The organism is Kocuria oceani (assembly GCF_029524215.1).
In the GTDB taxonomy this organism is placed as follows: Bacteria; Actinomycetota; Actinomycetes; order Actinomycetales; family Micrococcaceae; genus Kocuria; species Kocuria oceani.
In genome coordinates this window covers 64,481-88,467 of sequence record NZ_JARAMH010000011.1, presented here as the reverse complement: position 1 = coordinate 88,467, position 23,987 = coordinate 64,481, and the positions used below count along the sequence as shown (strand labels likewise).

Sequence of the window (23,987 nt, the reverse complement as noted above, 5' to 3'; positions counted from 1 at the left end):
GTGGCGGCTCAGCCGGCGTACTCGTACCAGCCGCGGCCGGTCTTGCGGCCGTAGCGGCCCTGCTCGTAGAGCTTCTGCACGGAGGGGTGCGGCAGGTCCGCGGGGTCCCCGCTCTGCTCGTGCTCGGACAGGCGGATCAGGTAGGACACGTCGATGCCCACCAGGTCCATGAGCTCGAAGGGGCCCATGGGGTGGCCCAGGGCGGTGCGGGCGGCCACGTCGATGTCCTCGAAGCCGGCCACGCCGTCGGCCTCCAGCCGCAGCGCCTCGTCCCGCAGGGCCCCCAGCAGGCGGTTGGCCACGAAGCCGGGCACCTCCTGGTTGAGCCGCACCGGCTGCTTGCCGAGCCGGCGGGCCAGTTCGAGGGTGGTCTCCACGGTCGCGTCCGAGGTCAGCGGGTTGCGCACCACCTCGACGCAGGCCATGACCAGCGCCGGGTTGAAGAAGTGCATGTTGCACACCCGGTCCCCGCGCCCGGTGGCGTCCATCAGCAGGGAGGAGGGGATGGTGGAGGAGTTGGTCGCCAGAATCGCGTGCTCGGGGGCGGCCTCGTCCAGGTCGGCGAACAGCTGCCGCTTGATGTCCAGCCGCTCCACGGCGGCCTCGAGCACGAAGTCGGTGGTGCTGGCGGCCTCCAGTGAGTCGGTGGTGTAGGCCATCCGGGCCAGGGCGGCGTCGACCTCCTCGCGGCTGCGGCGGCCCTTCTCGGCGAGCCGGTCGAGGCGGCGGTGCACCTCGTCCCGGGACCGCTCGAGGGCGGCGGGGTCGAGGTCGCTGGTGGTGACGGGATAGCCGGCCAGGGCGAAGACCGCCCCGATCTGGGTGCCCATGGCCCCGGATCCCACCACGAGGACGTCGTGGACGGCGTCGATGCTCGGCTGGGGGTTCATGGTGGCTCCTTCGAGAGGCCGCGCGGGGCCTCGGGTGGTGGATCGTGGTCGGTGGGTTCGGCCGTGGTGCCGGCCGTGGGGTGTCTCAGGCGTCGCGGAAGCGCGCGGGCCGCTTCTCCAGGAAGGCGCTCGCGCCCTCGGCCTTCTCGTCGGCGGCGTAGAGCAGGGACTGGGCCAGGCGCTCCAGCAGCAGCCCGGTGCGCTGGTCCGTCTCGGCGCCGCCGCGCACCACGAGCTTGGCCAGGCGCACGGCCAGCGGCCCCTTGGCCAGGATCGTGCCCGCGGTGCCGAGCGCGGCGTCGAGCAGCTCCTCGGGGGGCACCACGCTGGTGACCAGGCCGATCCGCAGGGCCTCCTCGGCGTCGATGATCCGGCCGGTGAGGATCATCTCCTGGGCCCGGCCCAGGCCCACGAGCCGGGAGAGCCGCTGGGTGCCGCCGGCGCCCGGGAGGATGCCGAGGCCGGCCTCGGGCAGCCCGAACCGGGCGCGGTCGGCGGCGATCCGGATGTCGCAGGACATCGCCAGCTCGTTGCCCCCGCCCAGGGCCACGCCGTTGACGGCGGCGATCGTGGGCAGCTCGAGGTCCTGGATCCGGTCCCAGAGGCGCTGCATCCGGGCCCGCAGCCCGTCCTGCAGCGTGTAGCCGACCAGCTGGGAGATGTCCGCGCCGGCCACGAAGGACTTCTCCCCCGCGCCGGTGAAGACGACCGCGTCGACGTCGGCCCGCCGCTCGCACGCGTCGAGGGCGGCCTCGATCCCGTCCAGCACCCCGACGTTCAGGGCGTTGCGCACCTCGGGCCGGGTCACGGTGACGACGGCGACGCGGCCCCGCAGCTCGACGACGACGGTGCCCGTCCCCGTCTCGATGCCGGCGTCCGTGCCGGTGCTGGTGTCCGCTCCGGTGCCCGTGGTGGTGTCCGCGGCCGGGTCGGCGCCGGTGGTCGTGCCGGCGTCCGTGCCGGTGGTGGTGTCCGCGGCCGTGCCGGTGGTCGTGTCCGTGGTGGTCTCGCTCATGGCTGGTCCTTCCGGTCAGGCGTTCGCGGTGACGGGCGCATCGGCCCGGGCCGCTGGGGCGTCGTCGTCGGTGGGCCCGGTCCTCACGGTGAGGAAGGTCAGCAGCACGCTCCCGGCCACGAGGGCCAGGCCGACGACGGCGGTGAGCGGGGTGGGCAGGAAGAGCAGGAACCCGCCGACGGCCGCGGCGACCCGGAACAGCGCGGGCATCCGGCGGTCGAAGCCGACCGTCCAGCCCTCGATCGCCGAGGCCAGGGCGTAGACGCCCACGACGCTCAGCGCGAAGGCCAGCAGGATCCGCCCGGGCGAGTCCTGGGCGACCAGCGCCGGGTTGAGGGCGAAGCCGAACGGGACGATGTACTTCACCGCGCCCAGCTTCATGGCCGCCACGCTGGTGGCCATGGCGGGGGCCTTGGCCAGGCCCGCCGCCGCGAAGGCGGCCAGGCCCACGGGCGGGGTGATGTAGGAGACGGACGCCCAGTAGATGACGAACAGGTGCGCCGCGAGCGGGTTCACCCCGAGGTCGATCACCGCCGGGACCATGACGATCGCCAGGAACACGTAGGCGGCGGAGATCGTCATGCCCATCCCGAGGACGAAGCAGGTGACCGCGCCGGCGATGAGGATGAGCACCACGTTGTCGCCGACCAGCGAGACCAGCTCGCGGGCCAGGGACAGGCTCACGCCGGTAGCGGTGAGCCCGCCGACGATCAGGCCCACTCCGGCGATGATCCCGATGATGTTGCCCAGCGTCCGGCCGGAGTCGACCAGGAAGTCGGTGAACTCCCGCAGGCCGAACGTCTGGCCCGGGCGCAGGACGGCCACCACGAGCAGCACCAGGATCACCCAGTAGGGCACCTGCGCCTCGGAGCCGGTGAGGAACAGCATCCCGGTGAGCAGGGCCAGCGCCAGGACGTAGGGCCAGCCCTGCACCAGGGTGGCGAGGGTCCGGGGCAGCATGCTCACGGGCACGCCCTTCAGCCCCTTGCGGGCCGCGTACCCGTCGACCTGCAGGTAGATGCCCAGGAAGTACAGGACGGCGGGGATGGTGGCGGCCACCAGGATCTCCGTGTAGGGCACCCCCACGAAGGAGACCATCAGGAAGGCCGCGGTGCCCATGATCGGCGGGGTGATGGACCCGCCGGAGGAGGCCGTGGCCTCGATCCCGCCGGCGTAGGTGGGGCTGAACCCGGAGCGCTTCATGGCCGGGATGGTCATGGGCCCGGTGGTCAGCACGTTGGACACCGCGCTGCCGCTCATCATGCCCATCGCGGCGCTGCTGGCCACGGACACCTTGGCGGAGCCGCCGCGGTAGCGGCCGAAGATCGACATCGACAGGTTGTGGAAGAAGTCCGCGCCGCCGGTGTGCTGCAGGGCCACGCCGAAGACCAGGAAGCCCACGAGGATGGTCGCCGCGGTCTGGATCGGCAGGCCCAGCACGCCCTCGGCGCCCATGATGTGCACCTGCGCCAGCGTGGGCAGGTCGTAGGTCACGCCCTGCAGCACCCCGATCGGCAGGTTCTCGGCGACCAGCGGATAGAGCGAGAAGAGCAGGGCGATCACGGTGACCACCGTCCCGCCGGTGCGGCGCAGGGCCTCCAGGACCACGAGCCACAGCACGAAGGCGGCCACCGTGGCCGTGGTCGGCGCCATGAACTCCCAGCCGAAGTTCTTGATCCGGGTGCCGTTGACCGCGAAGTACACGCACACCGCCGCCGCGACCACCATGAGCAGCACGTCGTACCAGCGGACCGGGGACTCGTGCGGCACGGGTGCGTCGTCGTCCCGGCCGGCCCCGACCTTCGCGGCCAGGGGCACCTTGCGCAGCGGGTTGACGATGAACACGACCGGCAGGAAGGCGGCCAGGATCAGATAGAGGTAGGAGTTGGTGAGCAGGGACAGCCCGCCCACGTTCCAGAAGAAGACCTGGTTCATGGCCAGCAGCACGCCCAGGACGGTCAGCACGATCACGGCGGCCCGCCACGGGGTCGTCACCCGGGTGTCAGTTCTCATCGTCGGTCCCCTCGGTCGGCTCGGTGTCCAGCTCGGTCTTCTTCCACTCCGCCCAGTCCTGCGCGAGCGCCTCCTCCGAGGAGGACTCGACGACGCCGGGCCACCCCTCCCGCATCCGTTCGCCGCGCTCGACGAGCTCCTGGTTCTTCCGCTCGAGCTCCTCGGTCCACACGCCGCGCTCCTCGAAGTAGCGCACGGTGCCCTCGTGGAACGGGACCACGAGAGGCTCCTTCAGGACGGCGTCGAAGGAGAACCGGTGGGTGTCCGGGGTGGTGGTCCCGTAGCGCTCGTAGTGCTCCACCATCGACTTCACGAGGTGGTAGACCTCGTCGGCGTCCCGGGAGGCCAGGGTGGTGAGCGGGATCGTGTACTCGAGCACGCGGGCGCTCTCGCCCTTCTCCATCCCGGCGCCGTCGGTGACCTCGCCGACCGAGACCATGGGCATGAGCTCCTCCCAGGTCTCGTAGCGGGCCGGGTCCGGGTCGTCGAAGCCCAGCCACTTCACGTCGTGCGTGGAGGCGAGCTCGTCGATGTTGGAGCCCACCACGTTCTGGTACAGGGCGTCGATCTGCCCGGCCTCCAGAGCGGCGATCTGCTCGCCGTAGGAGACGGGGACCTTCTGCACGTCCTCCCCGGTCAGGCCGCCGTAGTTGAGGAAGCCCTCCATCTTGTTGTTGATCGAGGTGTTGGCGGTCAGCTCCGGGAACCGCTTGCCCTCCAGGTCGGCGAAGGAGTCGATCCCGCTGTCCTCGCGCACCAGCAGGCCGTAGTTGCCCAGCGGCGCCCACACCATCCGGAGGTCCTGGGGCCCCCACTCCGGGCTGGCGTACTCGTAGTCGCCCTCGAAGGCGTAGTAGTACTCGTCCCCGGCCCGGGAGTAGTCCACGGTGCCGTTGACCAGCGGGGCCAGCCGGCCGATGCCGGTGTCCGCGGTCATCAGGCGCACCTGCACGCCCTCCTCGTTGGTGAGCGTGTTCGCGATCGCCGCGAGGTCGTTGTACGTGCCGGTGCCCACGTTGTAGGTGGACCACACCAGCTGCTGCGGCAGCCCGTTGGGGCCCACCGGCTCCTCCCCGACGGCGGCGCCGCAGCCGGTCAGGCCCAGCAGGGCGACGGCGCCCAGGGCGGCGAACCGTGTTCTCGTTGTCCTCATGACGGCCTTTCGTCGTGCGGTGGGGGCGCTCAGCGCCCGGAGAAGGAGGGCTCGCGCCGCTCGAGGAAGGCCTGCTTGCCCTCCCGGAAGTCGGCGGTCCCGAAGAGCGCGGGCTGGTGCTCCCGCTCGAAGGCGAGGGCCGCCCCGAGGGAGCCGGAGGACTCCCGCAGGCCCCGCTTGAGCGCGGCGACCGCCAGCGGCGCCCGCTGCGCGAGGTCCTGTGCGGCGGCGATCGCGGCGTCCAGCACGCCGGGATCCGCCACCACGCGGTCGGCGAGCCCGGCGGCCAGGGCGTCCCGCGCACCCACCGGCGCGCCCTCGAGCAGAACCGCCCGGGCCCGCCCGGGACCCACGCGCCGGGCCAGCGAGTGCACCAGGCCCCCGTCGGGAACCAGCCCGAGGCGGGTGAAGGGGAACAGGAACCGGGCGGACTCCCCGGCCACCACGACGTCGCAGAGGCACACGAGACCGACGGCCACACCGGCGGCGGGTCCGCTCACCGCGGCGACGACGGGCTTGTCCAGCGCGGCCAGCTGCCGCACGAGGCCCGCGATCTCCGCCATCCGGCCGGCCGCCTCCGCGGGGCCGGCCGGGGGCATCGAGGCGAGGTCCCCGCCGCCGCTGAAGCAGCCGCCCGCGCCGGTGAGCACCACGGCGCCCACCGCGGGGTCCACCGCGAGCTCCGCCAGGACGGCGCGCAGCCGGTCGCGCAGCTCGGCACCGAGCACGTTGCGGCGGCGCTCGTCGTCCAGGGTCACGACGGCCACGGCGCCGGCACGCTCGACGCGCACCTGCGGCGGGGCCTCGAGGGCGGTGGAGTGCGGCTCCGGCACGGGGGTCCTCCGAACGTCGGGGTGTAGTACACATCACATTTGCAGACCCACTGTGAAACCTCAAATACCTAATCCGTGCCCCAGTGATACCTATGAAGGAAATATTGGGACGTGGGTGTTGCCCCGGTCACACGTACGACATCCTCGACAGAGGCACCCGCCGCACACCCGCACCCCAGGAGGACCCATGACCGCCGCCGCGACCGATCTGCTCAACGTCGACGCGGACCTCGGCCCCGAGGAGCTCGAGACCCGCGACAGCGTCCGCGAGTTCGTGGACCGCCGGATCCGCCCGAACATCGCCGGGTGGTACGCCGACGCCGTCTTCCCGCAGGAGATCGTGCCCGAGATGGCGCAGCTGGGTCTGCTGGGCATGCACATCCAGGGCTACGGGTGCGCGGGGAGGTCCGCGGTGCAGTACGGCATCGCGATGCAGGAGCTCGAGGCCGGGGACTCCGGGCTGCGCACGTTCGTCTCCGTGCAGGGCTCGCTCGCGATGTCCGCGATCGCCAAGCACGGCTCCGAGGAGCAGAAGCAGCGCTGGCTGCCCGGCATGGCCGCCGGCGAGATCATCGGCTGCTTCGGGCTCACCGAGCCCACCGCCGGCTCCGACCCCTCCACGATGGCGACCACTGCGGTGCGCGAGGGCGACGAGTGGGTGCTCAACGGCGCCAAGCGCTGGATCGGCCTGGCCTCCATCGCCCACGTGGCCGTGATCTGGGCCAAGGCCGTGGACGAGAGCGGGAAGGCACGGGTCCGGGGCTTCCTGGTGCCCACCGGCACCCCCGGGTTCACGGCCGTCCCGATCGAGCCGAAGCTGTCGATGCGCGCCTCCGTCCAGTGCGACATCACCCTCGAGGACGTGCGGCTCCCGGCCGACGCGCTCCTGCCGGAGAACCCCGGGCTGCGGGGCCCCTTCTCCTGCCTCAACGAGGCCCGCTACGGCATCGTGTGGGGCGCCCTGGGCGCCGCGCGCGACAGCTTCGAGGCCGCCCTGGCCTACGCGCAGCAGCGCATCCAGTTCGACAAGCCCCTGGCGGCCTACCAGCTCTCCCAGCAGAAGCTGGTGAACATGGCCCTGGAGATCCAGAAGGGACAGCTGCTGGCCCTGCGCATCGGACGGCTCAAGGACGAGGGCCGACTGGAGAACCACATGATCTCCGCGGGCAAGCTCAACAACTGCCGGGTGGCGATCGAGGTGTGCCGGGAGGCCCGGACGATGCTGGGCGGCAACGGGGTCACCCTCGACCACTCCCCGCTGCGGCACGCCAACAACCTGGAGTCCGTGCGCACCTACGAGGGCACCGACGAGGTGCACACCCTGATCCTGGGCCAGCACCTGACCGGGCACGCGGCCTTCCGCTGAGCACCCGCCGCCGGGCGGACTGACGAAGATCACACCGGAAGCCCTGGGAGGCCCCGGGGACGCACGCGTAGCATCGAGAGTTCCGCCACTCCGTCGCGGGCTCGATGACGCGCTCGTCGCCCGAACCGCCGCCCTCCGGAAGGTCCCTCCGTGTCCGCACCCCGCACCGCTCTGCTCCAGGTGGTCAACGCCCCCGGTCCCGCCGGCACCCGCCTCGCGCTCTTCGCCCTGGCCATGGGCGGATTCGGCGTGGGCACCACCGAGTTCGCCTCGATGGGCCTGCTGCCCTTCATCGCCGAGGACCTCGGCGCCTCGATCCCGGCCGTGGGCCAGTCCATCTCCCTCTACGCGCTGGGCGTGGTGGTGGGCGCACCGCTGATCACGGCGCTCGCCGCCCGGGTGGAGCGCAAGACGCTGCTGCTGGGGCTGATGCTCACGTTCGTCGTGGGCAACGGGCTCTCCGCGGCCGCGCCCTCCCTCGAGTGGCTGTTCGTGGCCCGGTTCCTCTCCGGGCTGCCGCACGGGGCCTACTTCGGGGTGGCCGCGGTGGTGGCCTCCTCCCTGGTGGCGCGCGATCGGCGCGGCACCGCGGTGGCCCGGGTGATGCTCGGACTGACGATCGCCAACATCGTGGGCGTGCCGTTCGCGGCGGCCCTCGGAGGGGCCCTGGGCTGGCGCTCCGCCTATCTGCTGGTGGTGCTGCTGGGCGCCCTGACCGTGGCGGCGCTGGCCCTCTGGGTCCCGCGCACGCGCAACGAGGGCATGGCCTCCCCGGCCCAGGAGATCCGGGCCCTGGCCCGCCCGCAGGTGGCCCTGACGCTGCTGGCCGGCTCCGTGGGCTTCGGCGGGATGTTCGCGGTCTACACCTACATCTCCCCCACCCTCACCGAGCTCTCCGGCCTGGACATCGGCACCGTCCCGTGGGTGCTGGCCGTGTTCGGCGTGGGCATGACCGTGGGCTCCCTGCTGGCCGGCCCGCTGGTGGACCGCTCGATCGAGAGGACCGCCCTGGGCGCCGGCGCCGTCTCGGGGCTCGCCCTGGCCTTCTTCGCGCTGTTCGTCCACGTCCCGGCGGCGGCCGTGATCGGCGCGCTGTGGATCGGCATCATGGGCTCGATCTTCACGACCTCCCTGCAGGTGCGCCTGCTGCGCGAGGCCAAGGACGCCCCCTCCCTCACCGCCGCCATGAACCACGCGGCCTTCAACCTGGCCAACGCCGTGGGCGCCTTCCTCGGCGGGGCCGTGATCTCCGCCGGGTGGGGCTACCGCGCCCCGGCCGGGGTGGGCGTGGGCCTGGCCCTGGCCGGGCTGCTCATCCTCTCCTACGCCGTCCAGCGGCGCCGGCAGCAGTCGCTCCCGGCGGGCTGAGCCCCGCGCTCCGCCCTCGGAAGCCCGTGCCTCCCGTCCCTGGGTCGACCGGGGCCGGGCGCACCACGACACAGCTGAGGCACAGCTTGCACAGGAGCTGCGCCTACGCTGGTGGCGCAGAGTGGGACCGTCACCGCCGTCCGCCCGGAACCGGGAGCCCGCCATGTCCTACGCCTCCAGCTTCACCGTCCTCACCGAGGTCCTGCCCCGCCTGACCCACCCGGACGGCTCGCCCATCCGCGCCCTGGTCGTGGACGACGAGCCCGCCCTGGCCGACCTCGTGGCCATGGGCGTGGGCATGTGCGGCTGGGAGGCGAGGATCTCCCACGAGGGCTACGACGCCGTGACCCAGGCCCGGGAGTTCGCCCCGGACGTGCTCGTGCTGGACCGGATGTTGCCGGGACTCGACGGGCTGCAGGTCCTGTCGAGGATCCGCCAGTCCTTCCCGGAGGTGCCGGTGCTGTTCCTCACGGCCAAGGACAGCGTCGAGGACCGGATCGAGGGGCTGGCCTCGGGCGGGGACGACTACGTGACCAAGCCCTTCTCGATCGAGGAGGTGCTGATCCGGCTGCACCGGCTGGTCCAGCGCTCCGGCGCCGCCGCCCAGGACAGCGCCACCCTGGTGGTGGGCGACCTCGTGCTGAACATCGACAGCCGCGAGGTCACCCGGGCCGGCGCGCCGGTCGAGCTGACGGCCACGCAGTTCGAGCTGCTGCGCTACCTGATGGAGAACCCGCGCCGGGTGCTGTCCAAGGCGCAGATCCTGGACGCGGTGTGGCACTACGACTTCTCGGGGCAGGCCAACATCGTGGAGCTCTACATCTCCTATCTGCGCAAGCGGATCGACGCCGGCCGGGCCCCGATGATCCACACCGTGCGCGGGGCCGGCTACGTCATCAAGCCCGCCCCCTGATGGCGGCCGGCCACCGCACCGCACCGGCCCCCCGCCGCCGCCTGGCCACCCGGCTGATCGCCGGCGTCCTGACGATCCTGGCGGTGGTGCTGCTCGTGCTCGGCGCGACCATCGTGGAGCTGACCCGCCAGGACCTCGCCGAACGGCTCGACGGGTCCCTGCGCCAGGCCACCGGCCGCGCGATCACCTTCACCCGCCCCGACGGGCCCCAGGACCGGGATCCGCTCGACGCCCCCGGTCAGCCGGTGGGCGTGCTGGTGGTGGCCGTCCAGGAGGGCGAGCTGAGCGCGGCGTCCTACCGGGCCGAGTCCGGGGAGGCCGAGCCGCTGCCCGAGGCGGACGTCGAGGCCCTGCGCACGGCGGGCGCCTTCGAGGCCGAGACCCCGGACGAGCGCGGCTTCGGGGACCGGGCCCGCTCCGTGGGCACGGAGCAGGGCCGGCTGACCACGGTGGAGCTGTCGGTGGGCGAGTACCGGGTGGAGTCGGTCGCCCGGGCCCGCAGGGGCACCGAGCAGGTGCTCGTGGTCGGGCTGCCCACCGCGTCCGTGGACGAGACCGTCGGAGAGCTGGTGGCCACCATGGCCGGCGGCAGCGTCCTGGCGCTGCTGACCACGGCGGTGGCCGGCACGGTGGTGGTGCGCCGGTCGCTGCGGCCGCTGGAGCAGGTCTCGGCCGCGGCCGCCCGCGTCGCCCGCCTGCCCCTGGCCTCCGGGGAGGTGTCGCTGGCCGACCAGCAGGTGCCGCGGGGCCTGGCCGAGCCCGGCACCGAGGTCGGGGAGGTCGGCCACGCCCTGAACAGCCTGCTGGACAACGTCGACTCCGCCCTGGCCGCCCGCCAGCGCTCCGAGACCCGCCTGCGCCGGTTCGTCGCCGACGCCTCCCACGAGCTGCGCACCCCTCTGGCCGCGGTGCGCGGCTACACCGACATGCTCCGGCTGACCGAGCCTCTCACGGACAACGGCCGGGCGTCCCTGACCCGGGTCGAGCAGCAGACCCTGCGGATGACCGCCCTGGTGGAGGACCTGCTGCTGCTCGCCCGCCTGGACGAGGGCCGGCCCCCGCAGCTGCGTGAGACCGACCTGGCCGAGCTCATGGCCGAGGCCCTCACCGACGCCTCCGCCGCCGGGCCCGACCACCGCTGGTTCCTGGACGTCCCCGCCGGGCCCGTGCCGGTGCGCGCCGACGCCGCCCAGCTGGGCCAGGTGCTGGCCAACCTGCTCTCCAACGCCCGCAAGCACACCCCGGCCGGCACCGCGGTCACCGCCACGGTCAGCACCACCGACGACGGGTGGGCCCGGGCCGGCGTGCTCGACGAGGGCCCGGGCATCCCGGCGGCGTTCCAGGACCAGCTCTTCGAGCGCTTCAGCCGCCTGGACACCTCCCGCACCTCCCGGGAGGGCAGCACCGGACTGGGTCTGTCCATCGTCCGCTCCGTGGTCACCGCCCACGGCGGGGACGTCACCGTGGACTCCCGCCCCGGCCGCACCCTCTTCACCGTCCGCCTGCCGCTGCACACCGCCTGACCCGCGTCCGCCGGTCGACGTCGTCGACGTGCTCGCCGATCCGGCGGCCCGGCCGGCACTGCCCGCCGAGAACATCCGGCGCCGGCCACCCGGGCGGGGACGGCCGATGGGCGACCCCGCCGTGACTCGCCGGCCCCACCGCCCGGGCCTGGCTCACCGCCCGGAGCGGACCCGGCGCCCGGGGGCCAGGACGCGGCCGCGCGCGGCGCCGGCCACCCGGGCGACGACGCGCTCGAGCGGACCCCGCCCGTAGGCGCGCTGCCACGCCACCGCGAACAGGGCGGCGACGCCGGCGTGGATGAGGAACCACAGCAGGGGCACCTCGTAGTGCAGCATGGCGGCCAGGGCCAGCAGGTGCGCCGTGTAGAGGGTCAGGGTCATGGAGCCCATGGCGCTCAGGGGCAGCAGCCACGCGCCGATGACGCGCGCGAGCAGGAGCAGGCCCCCCAGCACGGCCGCGCCGGAGCCGAGGTCGTACAGCAGAGCCACCGGTGTGTTCGTGTGCGGACCGGGGATCAGCAGCCACCACCACGACGTGTCGGGCAGGACGGGGTCGGGGCCCCAGACGATGATCTCGTCGATCCCGTCCTCACCCAGCCAGGGGGTGGAGCTCATCAGCCGGTCGTAGCCGCCGGACCGGAGGATCAGCACCCAGTAGACCAGCCACGCCCCCACGGCCAGGACCAGGCCGGCCCCGAGCAGGCGGGCCTGGACGTGCAGCGACCGCAGGTTGAGCCGGCCGATGCCCATTCCCGCGAGCAGGTAGGTCAGGTACGGGACCGCAGGGTAGGTGCCGGTGAGCAGCACCTGGGAGAGCACGGTCCCGGGGTCGGACAGCACCCCGGTGAGGGTGGGGTTGTAGGTCTCCTGCGCGGCGAGCACGCCCCGCAGCGCCTGCATCAGCACGGGCCCGGCCACGGCAGCCACCCCGGCGAGGACGAACAGGGTCCGGGCGGGCAGGTGCAGGAACGGGACGGCCAGCAGGAAGAACATCCCGTAGTACAGCAGGATGTCGTAGGCGGGCGGGTCCTCCGGCATCACCTGGTTGACGAGCAGCCCGAGCGCGGTGATCAGCACAGCCCGGACGAGCAGCCCTGCGCGGTCGCCGGTCATCGCCCGGCCCCGGTGGGGCGTGCGCCCGCCGGAGAAGAAGCCCAGGCCCACCCCGGCGAGCAGGGCGAACAGGGCGGCGGCCCGGCCGGCGAACAGCTGCCACTGGAGGGTGGGCTCGTAGGTCTCGGGGTTCCAGGCGGGCAGGATGTGGATCGACATCATCCCGATCAGGGCCAGCCCCCGTGCGGCGTCCACCCCCACGAGCCGCGGCTTCCGGAGCAGGGGCAGCCCCGGCCCCTCTGCTGACGGCGGCGCCCCGGGGACAGGGTGGTGGACGTTGGCCATGCTGGTGCGTTCCTTCGGTCGGACGTACCGGCGGGTGCGGCCCGCCGGCCCGGGCCCTCGGGCCCTCGTCCTCCATCCGACCAGGCACGATTGTGCCGCCGTTGTGGCGATCCTGTGCCGCGGCTGTCGAGGCGGCCGGCCCGGACGGGCCGGTGCGCCGGCCTACCGCCGCGCCGACTTCTCCAGCCCGCTGACCAGCAGCACCGCGCAGGTGGACCAGATGGCTCCGGCCGGGCCCAGCGGCGCCGCGACCAGCCCGGCCAGCAGGGGCATGGCCACCTGCCCCACCCGGTTGCCGACGAGCCGGACCGCCAGGGCCGAGCCCCGCCACGCGGACGGCACCGCGGTGGACACCAGCGTCATGGTGATCGGCTGCCCCAGCCCCAGGCAGAACCCGCCCACGAACAGGCACAGCGCCGCCAGCCACGGCACGGTGATCACCAGGGGAGGCGCGGCCAGGGCCAGGCCGGCGCCGTAGAGGCTCACCAGCAGCAGGGCCCTCCGGGACATGCGGTGGGCGAGCCACGGCAGCAGCACGCGGGAGAGGATCGACGCGCCGCCGCGCACGGCCAGGAGCACGCCCACCCACGCCGGGGAGATCCCCGCCCGCTCCCCCACCAGCGGCAGGAACGCGGTGAGGATGTCGAGCATCGCCAGCAGGGCCAGCGAGGCCAGCATGTGGGACGGGATCCCCGGCACCCGCAGGATCCGCACCATCGAGGCCCGCGGCACCGGGTCCTGGACCACCTCCAGCTCCCCGGTGGCGGGACCGGGCGCGGCGTCGTCGGGCCGGGCCCGGCCGCGTTCCGCGCCCGTCGCGCGCAGGCGCAGGAGCATCAGCGGCACCACGAGCAGGGACAGGCCGGCCCCGATCCACAGCGACAGGGTGATGTCGGCGACCCGCTGGGGGGAGGCGACGTCGCTGCCCGTGCCCAGCAGCAGGCCGGCCAGCAGCGGGCCCAGCAGCTGCCCTGCGGAGAACGCGGCGGTGAACCAGCCGAAGCCCTTGTCCAGCTGGTCCTCCGGGGAGAACCGGGCGACCGCGGACTGCCCCGCGATGGTGAACAGCAGGTGCCCCATCCCCAGCAGGGCGCTCGCCGCGGCGACCAGGGCCACCGTGGGAGCCACCGCCAGGCCCATGGCCCCGAGGGCCAGGACCAGGGCGCCGGCGATCACCATGGTCCGCAGGTCCCGCACCCGGTCGGTCATCCGCCCCAGCCACATCGCGGTGGCCAGGGGCAGCACCGCGTAGGCTGCCGTGACCAGCCCGACCGTCACCGAGTCGGCGTCCAGGGCGAGCAGCTTGTAGGTGGTGACGGGCCGGACCAGGTTCAGCGCGGTCTGCGTGAGCAGAGCACCGGCCACGAGGAACCACAGCCAGGCCCCGGAGCGCGGCCCCGAGGACGCCGGCATCCCTCAGTCGCGCCGGGGCTTGACCGCGATCACCGGGGCGTTGGCCTCGAGCAGGATCTGCTGGGCCGCGCTGCCGAGCAGCAGCTTGCCCACGGGGCTGCGGTGCTTCACGCCGATCACCACGGCGGAGGCGTCCACCTGCTCGGCGGCGTCGAGCAGCTCGCCCACGGCGTCCCGGTTGCGGGCGTCGGGCGTGCGGAAGGTGACCGGCACGCCGTCGAGCTCGCTGCCCTCGGGGTCGAGCTGGGCGCCCTCGAGGTTGAAGACCAGCAGGTCCTCCTGGCGGCGCCGGGCCTCCTCGATGGAGGCCGCGAGCGCGGCCCCGCCCTCGGGGGTGCTGGTACGGGCAACGACGACGGTCATGGGGGCCTCCGTGGTGGGTGGGGTGGACGGACAGAGCGAGGTCCACCCTACGGCCGAACCTGTGACGCGCATCTCTCCGGGCGTGAGCAGAATGCGCAGAACCTGCACAACGATCAGTACGCACGAAAGCGCGATCAACGCCGGCCACGTGACGGGGGTCACTTATCGTCGGGTGAGCGGCTCGTCCAGAGCCCCGTGTTCCCCATCCTCGACCAAGGACAGTTGATCCCGTGAGTTCACCACCAGATCAGACCCGGTCCGGCACCCGCCGCAAGCACCCGGTCGTCATGGCCGTCTACGGCATCGTGGCCGCCGCAGTGATCGGCCTGGCCGCCTTCTTCTCCTTCCAGTCCGCGACCGCGGGCTCGGACATCCGCTCGAACCTGACGCTCATCGCCCCGGCCGGTGCCGGCGGCGGCTGGGACACCTTCATGCGGGAGCAGCAGCAGGCGATGCGGGCCAACAGCCTGGTGAACAACACCCAGGTGGTCAACATCCCGGGCGCGGCGGGCACCATCGGCCTGGGCCAGCTCTCCACCATGGAGGGCCAGGCGAACACCCTGATGGTCACCGGCGCCGGGCTCGTCGCCGGGGTGGCGCAGCTGGACTCCGCCGTGACGCACGACGACGTGCGCCCGATCGCCCGGGTGGTCGAGGAGTACGACGTCGTCGTGGTCCCCGCCGACTCGCCCTACGAGACGATCGACGAGCTCGTGCAGGCCTGGCGGGCGAACCCTGCCGAGGTGGCCTGGACCGGGGGCGGCACCTTCGACCAGCTCGTGATGACCGAGCTCGCGCTCGCGGCCGGCATCGAGCCGTCCGAGACCACCTACATCCCCAAGTCCGGCGGCGGCGAGGCCACCCAGGCGCTGATCACCGGCACCGCGGACGCGGCGACCTCCGGCTACATGGACGTCGCGGACCAGATCGAGGCCGGCCGCCTCAAGGCCCTGGGCATGGCCGCCCCGGAGCGCCTGGAGGGCGTGGAGATCCCGACCCTCACCGAGCAGGGATACGAGGTGGACCTGGCGAACTGGCGCGCGGTGCTGGCCCCGCCGGGGATCACCGACGAGGAGTTCGCCGAGCTGCGCACGCTGCTCGAGGAGTCCGTGGCCACCCCGGAGTGGCAGAAGGCCATCGAGCGCAACAAGTGGACCGAGGTGTATCTCGCGGGCGAGGAGTTCGACGAGTTCCTGGCCTCGGAGCAGGAGCGCATCGCCATGCTGGTAGAGGAGATCTCCTGATGAGCACCCCCACGTCCTCGCACACCGCCGCGGCGGGAGAGCACCAGACCGGCACGCAGCCCCCGTGGGCCGGGCCGGAGACGCAGAAGTCCTGGTGGAGCGGGCGCAGCGGCCTCGTGGTGCCCGCGGTGGTGGCCGCGTTCAGCACCTACCTGCTGGTCGGCACCCTGACCATGGAGATCCCGGAGGGCACGGACTTCCCCGGCCCCACCTTCTACCCGCTGATCCTGGTGGTCGCCGGCTACGTGCTGTCCGCGCTGCTGGTGCTCCACTACCTGCGCCACCCCGAGCACCCGGAGGAGCTCTCGGGGCGCACCTGGCGGACCCACTCGGACTGGTCCGCGGTGCTGTGGTGCGCGGGCGGCTTCCTGGCCTTCGCGCTCAGCATCGAGCTGCTGGGCTGGATCCTCGCCGCCGCGCTGCTCTTCTGGGCCGTGGCCCGTGGCTTCGGCAGCCGCCGGACCCTCTTCGACATCTCGCTCGCCCTGCTCGTGAGCAGCGCGATCTACCTGGCATTCACGGTCGGCCTGGGACTGAGCCTCCCGTCCGGCCTCCTGGGAGGCGGTTTCTGACATGGACGCACTCAACCTGTTGATGGACGGGTTCGCCGGCGCGCTGACGCCGATGAACCTCCTGTGGGTCGTGGTGGGCTGTCTGCTCGGCACCGCGGTGGGCGTGCTGCCCGGCCTGGGCTCCTCGATGGCCGTGGCCCTGCTGCTGCCCATGACGTTCGCCCTGGACCCCACCGCGGCGTTCATCCTCTTCGCCGGCGTCTACTTCGGCGGCCTGTTCGGCGACTCGACCATGGCCATCCTGATGAACACCCCGGGGCAGGGCTCCGCGATCGCCTCCACGTTCGAGGGTCACAAGATGGCCAAGGACGGCCGGGCCCCGCAGGCCCTGGCCACCGCCGCGATCGGCGCGTTCATCGGCGGCATGGTCGCCTCCGTGGTCGTGGTCTTCCTGGCGCCCCGGCTCGCCGACTTCTCCGCGAACTTCGGCCCGGCCGAGTACTTCGCCCTGGCCCTGTTCGCCTTCGTCGCGACCTCCTCGGTGGTCTCCGACTCCGTGCCCAAGGGCCTGGCGTCCCTGGTGCTGGGCCTGGGCATCGCCACGGTGGGCATCGACGCGATCTCCGGCTCGGAGCGCTTCACCTACGGCTCCCCGAACCTGTTCGACGGGATCTCCCTGGTGACCGTCTCCGTGGCGGTCCTCGCCCTGGGCGAGGTGCTGCACGTGGCCTCCCGGATCCGGCGCGACCCCGCGGCCCACGAGATGAAGTTCAGCGGGCGCCCGTTCCTGTCCCGGGCCGAGCTGAAGGAGGCCGCCCCGGCCTGGGCCCGCGGCACCGCCATCGGCCTGCCCTTCGGCGTCATCCCGGTGGGCGGCGCGGAGGTCCCGACCTTCATGTCCTACGACCTCGAGCGGCGCATCGACCGCCGCCGCCCGAACCCGATGTTCGGCAAGGGCGCCATCCGCGGCCTGGCCGCCCCGGAGGCCGCCGGCAACGCCACCACCGGCACCGCCATGGGCGCGCTGCTGGCCCTGGGCCTGCCGGTCTCGGCGACCGCGGCGATCATGCTCGCGGCGTTCCAGCAGTACGGCCTGCAGCCGGGCCCGCTGCTGTTCGACCGCGCACCCGAGCTCGTCTGGGCCCTGCTGGCCAGCTTCTTCATCGCCATGGTCGTGCTGCTGGTCATCAACCTGCCCTTCGCCCGGTACTGGGCCAAGCTGCTGCTGATCCCCAGCCAGTACCTGTACGCCGGCATCATGGTGTTCTGCGGCCTGGGCATCTACGCGACCTCGGGCGCGATCTTCGACCTGCTGCTCCTGCTGGGCCTGGGCGTGCTGGGCTTCGTCATGCGCCGCCACGGCGTGCCGGTGGCCCCGCTGCTGATCGGCATGGTCCTGGGGCCGCTGGCCGAGACGAGCATGCGCGACGCCCTGCTCTCCTCCAACGGCGACTACTCGGTCTTCGTGACCGGGCCCATCCCGCTGGTGCTCTACGGCCTGCTGTTCGTCGTGCTGGCGCTGACCGTGCGCTCCAAGATCGTGAACCGGTCCCGCCGGGACGTGTGACCGCCCCGGCACCCGCCCCTCCCACCGCCGCCGCCCGCGTGCCCCGCACGCGGGCGGCGGCGCGCTGTGCGGAACCCGTGGTGCCCCCACAACGGCGTCTGGCGGCCGGGGCCACGGGCGGGGAGGCTGGAGGGCGGCCATTCCGCCCTCCAGGATCGGAGCTCCCCGTGCCCGACCGACGACGCCCGAGCACGCCGCTCCCGCCGCGCGGACCCGCCGCGGGAGCGGCGGCGCTGACCGCGCTGCTCCTGATCACCGGATGCGCCGCGGAGCCGGGGGCCGGCACCGCCACGGACGCCGGGGCGATCGCGGCGGAGCCCACGCTCGCCGACGACCTCGAGCAGCTCGCCCTCGGCGTGCCCGGCGAGCTCGGCCTCGTCCTGCTGGGCCCGGACGGGGACGAGCTGGCGTCCCGTGCCGCCGACCGCCCGTTCACGAGCGCCAGCTTCTACAAGCTCTTCGTCGCCCACGCCGTGCTCGAGCGCGTGGACCGGGGCGAGCTCGCCCTCGACGACCCGGTGCCGGGCAGCGCGCTCACCGTGGGGCCCGCGCTGGCCGCGATGATCAGCTGGTCGGACAACCCCGCGGGCGCCGCCCTGGGCCGGTGGCTCGGCTGGGCCGAGCTGGAGGAGTTCGCGCACGGGCACGGCTTCCCGGCGACGACCTTCGACCCGGACACCGGGGACGCGGACCGGGTGGCCATGACGACCACCCCGGCCGACGTCGCGGCGCTGCTGGAGCGCCTGCGCCGCGGCGAGCTGCTGTCCCCCGCCTCCACCGACCTCTTCCGGCAGCTGCTGGAGGACCAGCAGCTGGACTACGCCCTGCCCTCCGGGTTCTCGCCGGGCACGGCCTTCGCGCACAAGACCGGCCTGCTCGAGGACGTCTCCCACGACGCGGGCCTGCTCACCCTGGACGGCCGGGAGCACGTCGTCGTGGTGATGACGGACGGCTGGGCCGGCTACGAGGACTCCCGGCCCTGGTACCGGGACACGGGTGCCGCCCTCGAGACGTGGCTGCTCGACCCCGCCCGCGCCTGACCTCCCCCGTCGCCGGGGCCCCGCGGGCCGAGGCCCCGGACGGGCGGACAGCGGCCCGCTGACCGCCCCCGGGCGGTTAAACACGACCGTTACGGAAGGGAAACTCCGGCGCCGCACCCCGCCGACATGCTTTACCTGTCAGTTGACAGAAACTCCGCTCGGGCGGGGTCCAGGCGGGAGAAGCACATGATCATTCTCGGGGTCGGCACCACCGTCCTGGCGGTGCTCGTCATCGGCGTGCTGGTGGCGCGCAAGGTCGACGGGGACAGCACCAACTATCTCGTGGCGGGACGCCAGCTGGGCATGCCGCTGGTCGCGGTCTCGCTCACCGCCGCGGCGGTGGACTCGAACGCCACCGTGGGCAACACGGACCTCACCTCCGGCTACGGCTTCTGGGCCGGGGCGTCCCTGGCCCTGGGCCTGGCGGTGTGCCTCCTGCTGGCCGGGCTCTTCCTGGCCAAGCCCATGAACCGGATGCGGCTGCTCACCCTCGGGGACTTCTTCCGGATCCGCTACGGCCGGCGCACGGAGACCCTGGCGTCCCTCATCATGATCTTCGCCTTCACGTTCCTGCTGGCCGGCAACCTCGTGGCCTGCGGGTTCCTGCTCGAGTACTTCGCGCACGTGCCGTACGCGGCCGGCGTGGTGGTGGCCAGCGCCCTGGTGCTCAGCTACACCCTGGCGGGCGGGCTGTTCTCCGACGCCTACACCGCGGTGCTGCAGACCGTGATCACCGTGGTGGCCGCGGTGGCGCTGATCGTGTGGGTGGCGCTGACCTACGGCATCGTGGTGCCGGAGGGGATGGGCCCGTTCGACCTGGAGCAGCTCACCAGCTCCGAGGCCGGCGCCCCGATCAACTGGGCCACACTGATCGCCCTCGGCATCGGCGACCTCGTGGCGATCGACTTCATGCAGCGGATCTTCGGCGCCAAGAGCCCGCGCGTGGCGCAGCGCTCCTGCTTCCTGGCGGCCGGCACCACGGCCGTGATCGGCACGATCTTCGCCCTCGTGGCCCTCACCGCCTCCTCCGTGCTGGGGCTCTCCGCCGCGGACGGGCCCATCCTCTACACCCTGCTGGGCGAGTACGCTCCGCCGCTGCTCGCGGTGCTGGTGCTCTCCGGCATCGTGGCGGCTTCCTTCTCCACGGCCTCCGGCGCCATCCTGGCGACCTCGGCCGTGACCGTGCGCAACGTCTTCAACGTGCGGCGCACCGAGATCACCGGCGCGCAGGACCCGCTGCTGCGCTGGACGCGGCTGGCCATGCTCCCGGTGGTGCTCGTCGGGATCCTGCTGGCCGTGCGGGTCAGCCAGACCGGGATCCTGCTGACCCTGGCCTTCGACCTGATGCTGGCGAGCCTGTCGGCGTCCTTCATCCTGGGCACCTTCTGGAAGCGGCCCGGCGCCCGCGCCGCCCTGGCCGCGGCGGGCGTCGGCCTGACCAGCCGGCTGGTGTTCCTCGCGCTGACGCCCACGATCTACGGCGCCCCCAACGAGCTCTTCCACCTCGAGAACACCCTGGTCACCAGCGCCTTCGACGGCTGGGCGACCCTGCTGGCCGGCGCCCTGGGCTGGCTGACCTACGTGCTCGTGGGTCTCACCGCCGCCCGGCCCCAGGCGGAGACGGACACGCAGCGGCTGGAGCTGTACCGCCTCTACCGCGAGCAGACGCCCTCGGGGTTCACCCCGCGCGTCCGCGCGGGCGCGGCGGCCGGGCCCGGCGTCGAACCCGCCGCCGATCCGCAGGTCCCGGCGCGCGTCTGAGGACTCGCAGTCCGCGCCGAGGGGCCGGCCCCTCGGCGCGGACTGCTCAGCGCGCGGTGGCCGTCACGGTCCTCGGCTGGTAGCGGACGGGCTCGAAGGTGGTGGCCACGATGCCGCGCAGCGCCTCGAGGTCGCCCGTCACCAGGCCCGCGGCGCGGGCCTGGACCAGGACGTTGCCGATCGCGGTGGCCTCCACCGGTCCGGCGACGACGGTGCGGCCGGTGCGGTCGGCGGTGAGCTGGCACAGCAGGGCGTTCTGGGACCCGCCGCCGACGACGTGGATCGTGCGGATCGCCCGCCCCGACAGCCGCTCGGCCTGCTCGATCGTGACGGCGTAGGCGGCCGCCAGCGACTCCAGGATGCAGCGCACCACCTCGGCGCGGGTGCGCGGGGGCTCCACGTCGTGTTCCCGGCACCAGGCCGCGATCCGGGCGGGCATGTCCCCGGGGGCGGTGAACCGCTCGTCGGTGGCGTCGACCACGGGCACGGGCCGGACCACCGCGGCGGCCTCGGCCAGCAGCGCGGCGAGGTCGCTGCTGCGCTGGGCGTCGGTGGCGCCGGGGCCGTTCCAGGTGCGCATCGACTCGGAGAGCAGCCACAGCCCGGAGACGTTCTTCAGGAAGCGCACCCGGCCGTCGACTCCCCCTTCGTTCGTGAAGTTGGCCGCGCGGCTCTCCGGGGTCAGGACCGGGGCGTCCAGCTCGATCCCGACCAGCGACCACGTGCCCGAGGAGATGAACGCCGACTCGCCGTCGACGGCGGGCACGGCGACGACGGCCGAGGCGGTGTCGTGGGAGCCCACGGCGGTCACCGCGAGCCCCGGTGCCGCCCCGAGCTCGGCGGCGACGTCCGGCAGCAGCTCCCCGATCGTGGTGCCGGGGGCGACGACGGGGGCGAAGAGCTCGCGGGGGTAGCCGAGCCGGTCCATCAACCGGGTGTCCCACTGCCTTGTGCGGGCGTCGAGCAGCCCGGTGGTGGAGGCGTTGGTGGCCTCGGCGACCTGCCGGCCGGTGAGCCAGTAGCCGATCAGGTCCGGGATCAGGAGCATCCGGTCGGCCACGTCCAGGTCGCCTCGGACCCGGTCGACGGCCAGCTGGTAGACCGTGTTGAAGGGCAGGTGCTGCAGCCCGGTGCGGGCGTGCAGCTCCTCCGGCGGGATCCGCCCGTGCACGGCGTCCACCCCGGCGGCGGTGCGCTCGTCGCGGTAGGAGTAGGGCACCCCGAGCATCCGCCCGTCCCGCAGCAGGGCGTAGTCCACGGCCCAGGAGTCGACCCCGATCGAGGCCACACCGGGGTCCTCCCGCACCGCCTGGGCCAGCCCGGCGGTCAGGGACCGGTGGAGCTCGGTGATGTTCCAGTGCAGCCCGTCCCGGTCCCCTTCGTGCAGACGGACGAGCCGGTTGGGGAAGCGGGCGACGTGGCGCAGCCGCAGCCGCCCGTCCTCGATCCCGCCGAGCATCACCCGTCCGCTGGTGGCGCCCAGGTCCACCGCCGCCACGGTCCTCGTCATGGTCGTCGCCTCCGCTGCCGGGCGCGCATCAGCGCAGGAAGGCGGCGGCCACGCCGGCGTCGACGGGCACGTGCAGACCGGTGGTGTGCGAGAGGTCCCCGGCGGTGAGGGCGAACACCGCGTTGGCGACGTTCTCGGGCAGCACCTCGCGCTTGAGCAGGGTGCGCTGGGCGTAGAACTTGCCCAGCTCCTCCTTCGGCACCCCGTAGACCGCGGCTCGCTTGGCGCCCCAGCCGCCGGCGAAGATCCCCGAGCCGCGGACCACCCCGTCGGGGTTGATGCCGTTGACCCGGATCTGGTGCTCGCCCAGCTCGGCGGCCAGCAGGCGGACCTGGTGGGCCTGGTCGGCCTTGGTGGCGGAGTAGGCGATGTTGTTCGGCCCGGCGAAGACGGAGTTCTTCGAGGAGATGTAGACGATGTCCCCGCCCATGTCCTGGGCGATCATGGTCCTGGCCGCGGCCTTCGAGACGAGGAAGGAGCCCTTGGCCATCACGTCGTGCTGGAGGTCCCAGTCGGCCTCGGTGGTCTCCAGCAGCGGCTTGGACAGCGACAGCCCGGCGTTGTTGACCACCAGGTCCAGTCCGCCGAAGGCCAGCACCGTCTCGTCGACGGCCGCCTGCACGGCGGCCTCGTCGGCGACGTTGACGGCCACCCCGACGGCCACGTCCGGCCCGCCGAGCTCGGCGGCGGCCGCGCGGGCCTTCTCGAGGTCGAGGTCGGCGATCACCACGCAGGCGCCCTCGGCGGCCAGGCGGGCGGCGATCGCCTTGCCGATGCCCGAGGCGGCCCCGGTGACCAGGGCGATCCGGGTGGCCAGGGGCTTCGGCTTCGGCATGCGGGCCAGCTTGGCCTCCTCCAGCGCCCAGTACTCGATGCGGAACTTCTCGGCCTCGTCGATCGGCGCGTAGGCGGAGATCCCCTCGGCCCCGCGCATGACGTTGATCGCGTTGAGGTAGAACTCCCCGGCCACCCGCGCGGTCTGCTTGTCCTTGCCGAAGGAGAACATCCCCACCCCGGGCACGAGCACGATGGCCGGGTCCGCCCCGCGGATGGCCGGCGAGTCCGGGCCGGCGTGGCGGTCGTAGTAGGCCTGGTAGTCGGCACGGTAGGCCTCGTGCAGCTCCTTGAGCCGGGCCACGCACTCCTCCACGGGGGCGCCGGCCGGCAGGTCGAGGACCAGGGGCTTGACCTTGGCGCGCAGGAAGTGGTCCGGGCAGGAGGTGCCCAGGGCGGCCAGGCGGGGGTGCTCGGCGGCGGCCAGGAACTCCAGCACCCGGGGGTCGTCGGTGAAGTGGCCCACCTGCGGGCGGTCGTGCGAGGCGAGCCCCCGGATCACCGGGGCCAGGGCCGCGGCCTTGGCCCGGCGCTCCCCCTCCGGCAGCGCCTGGAAGCCCTCCAGGACCGGGCCGAAGGGCTCCGGCACCGAGTACTGGTCGAGATGGGCCTCGGCGGTGCGGATGATCCACAGCGAGTTCGCCTCGGCCTCCTCACTGGTGTCGCCCCAGGCGGTGATCCCGTGGCCGCCCAGGATGCAGCCGATCGCCTCCGGGTGGGCCTCCTTGACCGCGGCGATGTCCAGGCCCAGCTGGAAGCCGGGACGGCGCCAGGGCACCCACACGACCTTCCCGCCGAAGATCTCGGCGGTGAGCCGCTCGCCGTCGGCGGCGGTGGCGACCGCGATCCCGGAGTCCGGGTGCAGGTGGTCCACGTGGGCGGCATCGACCAGCCCGTGCATGGCCGTGTCGATGGACGGGGCGGCCCCGCCCTTGCCGTGCAGGCAGTAGTCGAAGGCGGCGACCATCTCGTCCTCGCGCTCCACCCCGGGGTAGACGTCCACCAGGGCCCGCAGGCGGTCCAGCCGCAGGGTGGCCAAGCCCTGCTCGGTGAGCGTGCCGAGGTCCCCGCCGGAGCCCTTGACCCACAGCAGCTCGACGTCCGCGCCGGTCACTGGGTCCGTGGCTGTGCCCTGGGCGGAGGTGTTCCCGCCGGCGTAGTTGGTGTTCTTCGGGTCGGCGCCCAGCCGGTTGGAGCGGGCGATGAGGTCGGCGACGACGGGCTGCGCAGTGGTCTTCGTGGTGGTTTGCTGGGCGTTCATGGGGAGGATG

General features: G+C 73.2%; 19 protein-coding genes. 9 read left to right on the top strand and 10 right to left on the bottom strand.

Going from position 1 to position 23,987, the window contains the following annotated elements; genetic code table 11:
- Positions 1-8: 8 nt before the first annotated feature.
- From PU704_RS12605 to PU704_RS12585, 5 genes are all read right to left on the bottom strand, one after another.
- Positions 9-890 carry a 3-hydroxyacyl-CoA dehydrogenase family protein gene (locus PU704_RS12605; RefSeq protein WP_277551587.1) on the bottom strand — a complete coding sequence of 294 codons (882 nt, stop codon included), beginning with the start codon at positions 888-890 and terminating at the stop codon, positions 9-11.
- Positions 891-975: 85 nt separating this feature from the next.
- Positions 976-1,905, bottom strand: coding sequence for an enoyl-CoA hydratase/isomerase family protein (locus PU704_RS12600; RefSeq protein ID WP_277551586.1), 930 nt, complete (start codon positions 1,903-1,905; stop codon positions 976-978).
- A 15-nt stretch (positions 1,906-1,920) separates the two neighbouring features.
- Positions 1,921-3,918 (bottom strand): TRAP transporter permease, encoded by a 1,998-nt coding sequence (locus PU704_RS12595; RefSeq protein WP_277551585.1) that lies wholly within the window; start codon positions 3,916-3,918, stop codon positions 1,921-1,923.
- Complete coding sequence (locus PU704_RS12590) at positions 3,908-5,071, bottom strand: TAXI family TRAP transporter solute-binding subunit (protein ID WP_277551584.1); 1,164 nt, start codon at positions 5,069-5,071, stop codon at positions 3,908-3,910. Before PU704_RS12590 ends, PU704_RS12595 begins: the two co-directional genes overlap by 11 nt.
- 29 nt (positions 5,072-5,100) lie before the next feature.
- On the bottom strand, positions 5,101-5,904 hold the full coding sequence (locus PU704_RS12585; protein ID WP_277551583.1) for an enoyl-CoA hydratase/isomerase family protein: 804 nt from the start codon (positions 5,902-5,904) through the stop codon (positions 5,101-5,103).
- 187 nt (positions 5,905-6,091) lie between these two features.
- On the opposite strand from PU704_RS12585, the gene PU704_RS12580 reads away from it, so the two are divergent.
- The 4 genes from PU704_RS12580 to PU704_RS12565 all read left to right on the top strand — a co-directional run bounded on the left by PU704_RS12580 (position 6,092) and on the right by PU704_RS12565 (position 11,074).
- A complete protein-coding gene (locus tag PU704_RS12580; protein WP_047802292.1) occupies positions 6,092-7,270 on the top strand; it encodes an acyl-CoA dehydrogenase family protein in 1,179 nt (392 codons plus the stop codon).
- Between the two features lie 150 nt (positions 7,271-7,420).
- Positions 7,421-8,638 (top strand): MFS transporter, encoded by a 1,218-nt coding sequence (locus PU704_RS12575; RefSeq protein ID WP_082157224.1) that lies wholly within the window; start codon positions 7,421-7,423, stop codon positions 8,636-8,638.
- A 163-nt stretch (positions 8,639-8,801) separates the two neighbouring features.
- Positions 8,802-9,551 (top strand): response regulator transcription factor, encoded by a 750-nt coding sequence (locus PU704_RS12570; RefSeq protein WP_075871869.1) that lies wholly within the window; start codon positions 8,802-8,804, stop codon positions 9,549-9,551.
- Complete coding sequence (locus tag PU704_RS12565) at positions 9,551-11,074, top strand: sensor histidine kinase (protein WP_277551582.1); 1,524 nt, start codon at positions 9,551-9,553, stop codon at positions 11,072-11,074. The genes PU704_RS12570 and PU704_RS12565 overlap by 1 nt, the downstream gene beginning before the upstream one ends.
- 153 nt (positions 11,075-11,227) lie before the next feature.
- Here the strand turns inward: PU704_RS12565 and PU704_RS12560 are convergent, their stop codons facing one another.
- From PU704_RS12560 to PU704_RS12550, 3 genes are all read right to left on the bottom strand, one after another.
- Positions 11,228-12,472 (bottom strand): heparan-alpha-glucosaminide N-acetyltransferase domain-containing protein, encoded by a 1,245-nt coding sequence (locus tag PU704_RS12560; protein ID WP_277551581.1) that lies wholly within the window; start codon positions 12,470-12,472, stop codon positions 11,228-11,230.
- A gap of 162 nt (positions 12,473-12,634) precedes the next feature.
- A complete protein-coding gene (locus PU704_RS12555) occupies positions 12,635-13,885 on the bottom strand; it encodes an MFS transporter (protein ID WP_047802295.1) in 1,251 nt (416 codons plus the stop codon).
- 3 nt (positions 13,886-13,888) lie between these two features.
- Positions 13,889-14,248, bottom strand: a complete 360-nt coding sequence (locus PU704_RS12550; RefSeq protein WP_047802296.1) for a universal stress protein — start codon at positions 14,246-14,248, stop codon at positions 13,889-13,891.
- Positions 14,249-14,535: 287 nt separating this feature from the next.
- Here PU704_RS12550 and PU704_RS12545 point away from each other — a divergent pair, with 287 nt between their 5' ends.
- From PU704_RS12545 to PU704_RS12525, 5 genes are all read left to right on the top strand, one after another.
- Positions 14,536-15,492, top strand: coding sequence for a tripartite tricarboxylate transporter substrate binding protein (locus PU704_RS12545; protein WP_047802297.1), 957 nt, complete (start codon positions 14,536-14,538; stop codon positions 15,490-15,492).
- Positions 15,492-16,064 (top strand): tripartite tricarboxylate transporter TctB family protein, encoded by a 573-nt coding sequence (locus PU704_RS12540; protein WP_047802298.1) that lies wholly within the window; start codon positions 15,492-15,494, stop codon positions 16,062-16,064. The genes PU704_RS12545 and PU704_RS12540 overlap by 1 nt, the downstream gene beginning before the upstream one ends.
- 1 nt (position 16,065) lies before the next feature.
- Positions 16,066-17,571 (top strand): tripartite tricarboxylate transporter permease, encoded by a 1,506-nt coding sequence (locus PU704_RS12535; RefSeq protein WP_277551579.1) that lies wholly within the window; start codon positions 16,066-16,068, stop codon positions 17,569-17,571.
- A gap of 167 nt (positions 17,572-17,738) precedes the next feature.
- Complete coding sequence (locus tag PU704_RS12530; RefSeq protein ID WP_277551578.1) at positions 17,739-18,611, top strand: serine hydrolase; 873 nt, start codon at positions 17,739-17,741, stop codon at positions 18,609-18,611.
- A 186-nt stretch (positions 18,612-18,797) separates the two neighbouring features.
- The gene (locus PU704_RS12525) at positions 18,798-20,372 is read left to right on the top strand and encodes a high affinity choline transporter 1 (protein ID WP_082157226.1); all 1,575 of its coding nucleotides are present in this window, start codon (positions 18,798-18,800) and stop codon (positions 20,370-20,372) included.
- A gap of 46 nt (positions 20,373-20,418) precedes the next feature.
- Here PU704_RS12525 and PU704_RS12520 read toward each other — a convergent pair whose 3' ends face one another.
- Positions 20,419-21,882: a rhamnulokinase gene (locus PU704_RS12520; protein ID WP_277551577.1), complete on the bottom strand. Its 1,464-nt coding sequence runs from the start codon at positions 21,880-21,882 to the stop codon at positions 20,419-20,421.
- 28 nt (positions 21,883-21,910) lie between these two features.
- On the bottom strand, positions 21,911-23,977 hold the full coding sequence (locus PU704_RS12515; protein WP_277551576.1) for a bifunctional aldolase/short-chain dehydrogenase: 2,067 nt from the start codon (positions 23,975-23,977) through the stop codon (positions 21,911-21,913).
- Positions 23,978-23,987: the final 10 nt, after the last annotated feature.

What these genes read in the sequence shown, in the direction of transcription:
- PU704_RS12605 (WP_277551587.1), bottom strand. Translation starts at nt 890, where the DNA reads ATGAACCCCCAGCCGAGCATCGACGCCGTCCACGACGTCCTCGTGGTG.
- PU704_RS12600 (WP_277551586.1), bottom strand. Translation starts at nt 1,905, where the DNA reads ATGAGCGAGACCACCACGGACACGACCACCGGCACGGCCGCGGACACC.
- PU704_RS12595 (WP_277551585.1), bottom strand. Translation starts at nt 3,918, where the DNA reads ATGAGAACTGACACCCGGGTGACGACCCCGTGGCGGGCCGCCGTGATC.
- PU704_RS12590 (WP_277551584.1), bottom strand. Translation starts at nt 5,071, where the DNA reads ATGAGGACAACGAGAACACGGTTCGCCGCCCTGGGCGCCGTCGCCCTG.
- PU704_RS12580 (WP_047802292.1), top strand. Translation starts at nt 6,092, where the DNA reads ATGACCGCCGCCGCGACCGATCTGCTCAACGTCGACGCGGACCTCGGC.
- PU704_RS12570 (WP_075871869.1), top strand. Translation starts at nt 8,802, where the DNA reads ATGTCCTACGCCTCCAGCTTCACCGTCCTCACCGAGGTCCTGCCCCGC.
- PU704_RS12565 (WP_277551582.1), top strand. Translation starts at nt 9,551, where the DNA reads ATGGCGGCCGGCCACCGCACCGCACCGGCCCCCCGCCGCCGCCTGGCC.
- PU704_RS12560 (WP_277551581.1), bottom strand. Translation starts at nt 12,472, where the DNA reads ATGGCCAACGTCCACCACCCTGTCCCCGGGGCGCCGCCGTCAGCAGAG.
- PU704_RS12555 (WP_047802295.1), bottom strand. Translation starts at nt 13,885, where the DNA reads ATGCCGGCGTCCTCGGGGCCGCGCTCCGGGGCCTGGCTGTGGTTCCTC.
- PU704_RS12550 (WP_047802296.1), bottom strand. Translation starts at nt 14,248, where the DNA reads ATGACCGTCGTCGTTGCCCGTACCAGCACCCCCGAGGGCGGGGCCGCG.
- PU704_RS12545 (WP_047802297.1), top strand. Translation starts at nt 14,536, where the DNA reads ATGGCCGTCTACGGCATCGTGGCCGCCGCAGTGATCGGCCTGGCCGCC.
- PU704_RS12540 (WP_047802298.1), top strand. Translation starts at nt 15,492, where the DNA reads ATGAGCACCCCCACGTCCTCGCACACCGCCGCGGCGGGAGAGCACCAG.
- PU704_RS12535 (WP_277551579.1), top strand. Translation starts at nt 16,066, where the DNA reads ATGGACGCACTCAACCTGTTGATGGACGGGTTCGCCGGCGCGCTGACG.
- PU704_RS12525 (WP_082157226.1), top strand. Translation starts at nt 18,798, where the DNA reads ATGATCATTCTCGGGGTCGGCACCACCGTCCTGGCGGTGCTCGTCATC.
- PU704_RS12520 (WP_277551577.1), bottom strand. Translation starts at nt 21,882, where the DNA reads ATGACGAGGACCGTGGCGGCGGTGGACCTGGGCGCCACCAGCGGACGG.
- PU704_RS12515 (WP_277551576.1), bottom strand. Translation starts at nt 23,977, where the DNA reads ATGAACGCCCAGCAAACCACCACGAAGACCACTGCGCAGCCCGTCGTC.